At 74.0% G+C, this 4339-nt stretch carries 3 protein-coding genes; all 3 read left to right on the forward strand.

Annotated elements, in window-relative coordinates:
• Window positions 1-278 precede the first annotated feature (278 nt).
• Window positions 279-1655, forward strand: coding sequence for a cystathionine beta-synthase (locus ABEB16_RS20360; RefSeq protein WP_345714017.1), 1377 nt, complete (start codon window positions 279-281; stop codon window positions 1653-1655).
• Between the two features lie 122 nt (window positions 1656-1777).
• The gene (locus ABEB16_RS20365; RefSeq protein ID WP_345714018.1) at window positions 1778-2416 is read left to right on the forward strand and encodes a hypothetical protein; all 639 of its coding nucleotides are present in this window, start codon (window positions 1778-1780) and stop codon (window positions 2414-2416) included.
• A partial coding sequence (locus ABEB16_RS20370; protein ID WP_345714019.1) for a LamG-like jellyroll fold domain-containing protein occupies window positions 2398-4339 on the forward strand: 1942 nt, incomplete at its 3' end. The genes ABEB16_RS20365 and ABEB16_RS20370, both read left to right, overlap by 19 nt.

Below are 4339 nucleotides of genomic sequence, written 5' to 3' on the forward strand. Positions count from 1 at the left end.
CTCGCCGCCGACGCCGAGGGGCTCCCGCGCCGGCCGCTGCCGCTGCTGGTCCTGCACGGGGTGGGCGACCAGGTGGCGGTCGTGGGCGCCGACGTGCTCGCCGCCTGCGACGCCGCGGCCCTGCGCGCCGCCGAGGAGCACCTGGCGGCGCTGCGCCGGGCCCTCTGACCCGTCGCCCTCGCCCGTCTGCGGGTTCGGGCGCCGCCGCAGGCCGTTCCGGGCGCCCGGACCCGGAGACGGGCGAGGAGCGGGGGCCGCCGCTCTGCGACGATGAACCCATGCGCTACGCCGAATCCGTCGTCGACCTCGTCGGCGGCACGCCGCTCGTCAAGCTCAACCGGGTGACCGAGGGTCTGGCGTGCACCGTCCTCGCGAAGGTGGAGTACCTCAACCCCGGTGGCTCCGTGAAGGACCGCATCGCCCTGCGGATGATCGAGGCCGCCGAGCGGGACGGGCTGCTGGCGCCGGGCGGGACGATCGTCGAGCCCACCAGCGGCAACACCGGTGTGGGCCTGGCCCTCGTGGCGCAGCAGCGCGGCTACCGCTGCGTGTTCGTCTGCCCCGACAAGGTGGGCGTCGACAAGCGCAACGTGCTGCAGGCGTACGGCGCCGAGGTCGTCGTCTGCCCCACGGCCGTCGCGCCGGAGGACCCCAGCTCGTACTACTCGGTCTCCGACCGCCTGGCGCGGGAGATCCCGGGGGCGTGGAAGCCCAACCAGTACGCCAACCCCGAGGGCCCGGCGAGCCACTACGCCACCACCGGCCCGGAGATCTGGGCGGACACCGACGGCCGGGTCACCCACTTCGTCACCGGCGTCGGCACCGGCGGCACCATCTCCGGCACCGGCCGCTACCTCAAGGAGGTCTCCGCCGACCGCGCCGGCGGCCCGGTGCGCGTCGTCGGCGCCGACCCGGAGGGCTCGGTGTACTCCGGCGGCACCGGCCGGCCCTACCTCGTGGAGGGCGTCGGGGAGGACTTCTGGCCCACCGCGTACGACCCCGCGGTGCCCGACGAGATCATCGCGGTGTCCGACGCGGACTCCTTCGCGATGACCCGCCGCCTGGCCCGGGAGGAGGGCCTGCTGGTGGGCGGCTCCTGCGGGATGGCCGTCGTCGCGGCGCTGCGGGCCGCCGAGGGCCTGGGCCCGGACGACGTCGTCGTGGTGCTGCTGCCCGACGGCGGCCGCGGCTACCTGGGCAAGATCTTCAGCGACCCGTGGATGGCCTCCTACGGCTTCCTGCGCCAGGACGGCAGCGCCACCGCCGGGGACGTGCTGCGCTCCAAGGGCGGTGGCATCCCCGCCCTGGTGCACACCCACCCCAACGAGACGGTGCACGACGCGATCTCCATCCTGCGCGAGTACGGGGTGTCGCAGATGCCGGTCGTGGGCGCGGAGCCGCCGGTGATGGCCGGGGAGGTCGCGGGGGCGGTGAGCGAGCGGGAGCTGCTGGACGCGGTGTTCTCCGGCCGGGCGAGCCTGGCGGACTCCGTGGCCAAGCACATGGGCCCGGGCCTGCCGCTCATCGGGGCCGGGCAGTCGGTGGAGGAGACCCGCGCCGTGCTGGAGAAGGCGGACGCGGTGCTGGTGGTGGAGGAGGGCAAGCCGGTGGGCGTGGTCACCCGCCACGACCTGCTGGGGTTCATCGCCTCCTGAGCCCGGCCCCCGCCGGACGCCGGCACCGGTACCCGCTCAAGCCGGCGGGCACCGGTGCCGATGGGGTCCGGTACGGCGCCGCTCCCGACGATCGGGACCACGGGCGCCGGGAGGGAGGCACCGTGCGGGGACGAGCGCTGCGCCGCGCCCTCGCGCGCCGGGTGCGCCCCGCCGCCCCGGTGCTGGTGGCGCTGCTGGCGTGCGGGTCGCTGCTGCAGGTCGCCGACGCCTCCTTCACCGCCCGCACGTCGACCGCCGCGAACACCTTCAGCGCCGGCACGGTCGTGCTCTCCGACGACCGCGCCGCGGGCTCGGTGCTGCTGTCGGCCGTGAACATGAAGCCCGGTGACAGCGCGACGACGTGCTACCGGGTCTCCTACACCGGTTCGCTGCCCGTCGAGGTCCGGTTGCGCGGCACCACGACAGGCACGGGGCTGGGCTCGCACGTCAGGCTCACGGTGACGCGCGGCACCCTCACCGCCACCTCGGGCCCGAGCTGCTCGACCTTCACCGCCGCCGGTTCGGGCACCGTGTACAGCGGCACGCTCAGCGCGCTGCCCTCGACGTACGCCACCGGCAGGCCCGACCCGACGGCCACCACCTGGGGTCCGGGGAACGGCGCGGCGGACACCCGGGCGTTCCAGGTGGTGCTCAGCGTCACCGACGCCGTCTCGGCGGACGGGCTCGCCGCGACACAGGCGGTCCTCGCCGGGCAGGGGCTCACCAGCAGCACCACCCTCACGTGGGAGGCGCAGTCGTGAGCCGCCGCTGGCGCGCGGCCCTCGCGGTGCTGCTCCTCGCCGTCGTGGTGCAGGTGCTGCCCGGGGTCTCCGCGGTCTTCACCAGCTCCACGGCGCACCCGGTGACCGGCGCGTCGCGGGCGAACTACGTCTGCGACGCCTACGGCGGCGCGATCCCCGTGACGACCGGGGTGACGAACTTCTGGCGCGTCGGCGAGGCCGCCGGCACGAGCGCGGTGGACTCCGTCGGCGGCCTGACCGCCACCTACGTCAACGGCCCCACCCTCGGCGCGGTGCGGCCCTCGACGAAGGAGACGAACACGGCGGTGGCGCTGGACCCGACCCACCTCGCGGACCTCGCCGCCGGCAGGCCCGCGACGGCCAGCAGCGAGTGGACCCCGCCGGGGCAGCCGACGAACGTCGCCTCCCACATGACGGACGCCGACGTGACCACGTACTGGGAGAGCACCGTCGCCACGCCCTACGTGTCGTCCACCGCGCAGGTCGACCTGGGGGTGACCGTCGTCGTGTCCAAGGTCGTCGTCAGGCTGCCGCCGGCGTGGACCACGCGGACGCAGACGTTCTCCGTGCTGGGCAGCAACGACGGCACGACCTTCACGCAGCTCGTGGCATCGCAGAGCTACGTGTTCACGTACTCGACGGACGCCTCGGCGAGCAACGTGGTCACGATCACCCTGCCCGCGTCCACGACCACGTACCGCCACGTGCGGCTGAGCTTCACCAGCCCCAGCACGTGGACCGCCGCCCAGGTGGGTTCGCTGGAGGTCTACGGCCCACCGGGGTCCTACGTCGAGACGGGTTCCACGGCCTTCGGTTTCCCCGGGACCGCGCCGTTCAGCGTCGAGGGCTGGGCCTGGTTCACGAGCACCGGTACCACGGGCATCTACCCGCGGCTCGTCAGCAACGAGGTCCCGACCACCGCCACCCGCTACGGGTGGGTGCTCAGCTACCACCCGCCCACCAAGGCCCTGTTCTTCGAACGGTTCAACGGGTACAACAGCAGCAACAACACCGCCTCCAGCAAGCAGGGCGTCAGCACCACGGTCCCCGTCGCCGACGCGTGGCACCACTTCGCCGCGACCTTCGACGGCACGACGATGGCGGTGTACGTCGACGGGGTGGGCGCCACCAACAGCAGCGGCGGATCCGTGAGCCTGCCCAGCACCGGCAGCACGCTGCGGTTCGGGTCGATCTCCGGGGTGCCCGGCGCCGTGTCACCGTCCACGACGTGGCACGGCGGCATCGACGACGTCGCGATCTACGACCGGGCGCTCACCGCCAGCCGGGTCGGTGTGCACTACAGGTCCAACTGCACCTATCCCAGCGTGGTGCACCGCATCCCGGGTCTGCAGAGCCTGTGGCGGCTCGACGAGGGCAACACCGCGACGACGGCCGAGGACAACTACGGCGGACCCGCCTCCTGCACCCGGGCCGGCAGCGCCGTCGTCTCCGGCGACCCGAGCGCGCTGCCCAGCGGCACCGGCACCTCCTACACGCTCAGCGGCACCGGCCACCTGACGTGCGGGGTCCACCACCCCTACACCGGGAACTCGCCGTTCTCCGTCGAGCTGTGGTTCCGCGCCGACGCGCTGCCCGCGGCGGGCACCACCGCGCGCCTGGTCAGCAAGGAGCAGGGCACCAGCGGTGCCACGAGCGGCTGGGCGATCTCGCTGGGCCCGGACGGCAAGCTGACGTTCGAGCGTTCCAGCGCGGGCACCCGGCAGTACAGCACCTCCGCCGCGGTGACCACGGGCGGCTGGCATCTGCTCACCGCCGTCTACGACGGCACCAGCACGAAGCTCTACCTCGACGGCGCGGCCTCCGGCAGCAGCGGCGGCACGAACGTCAGCGTCCCCGCCACGACGACGGCGCTGCTCATCGGTGCCGGCTCGGGGGGTGCCACCTGGCAGGGCGGCATCGACA

The sequence above is a fragment of the Kineococcus glutinatus genome, from assembly GCF_039542765.1.
Lineage (GTDB): Bacteria > Actinomycetota > Actinomycetes > Actinomycetales > Kineococcaceae > Kineococcus_A > Kineococcus_A glutinatus.

Bases quoted from the DNA above. Each gene is read 5' to 3' on its own strand.
- ABEB16_RS20360 (WP_345714017.1), top strand. From the start codon at position 279: ATGCGCTACGCCGAATCCGTCGTCGACCTCGTCGGCGGCACGCCGCTC.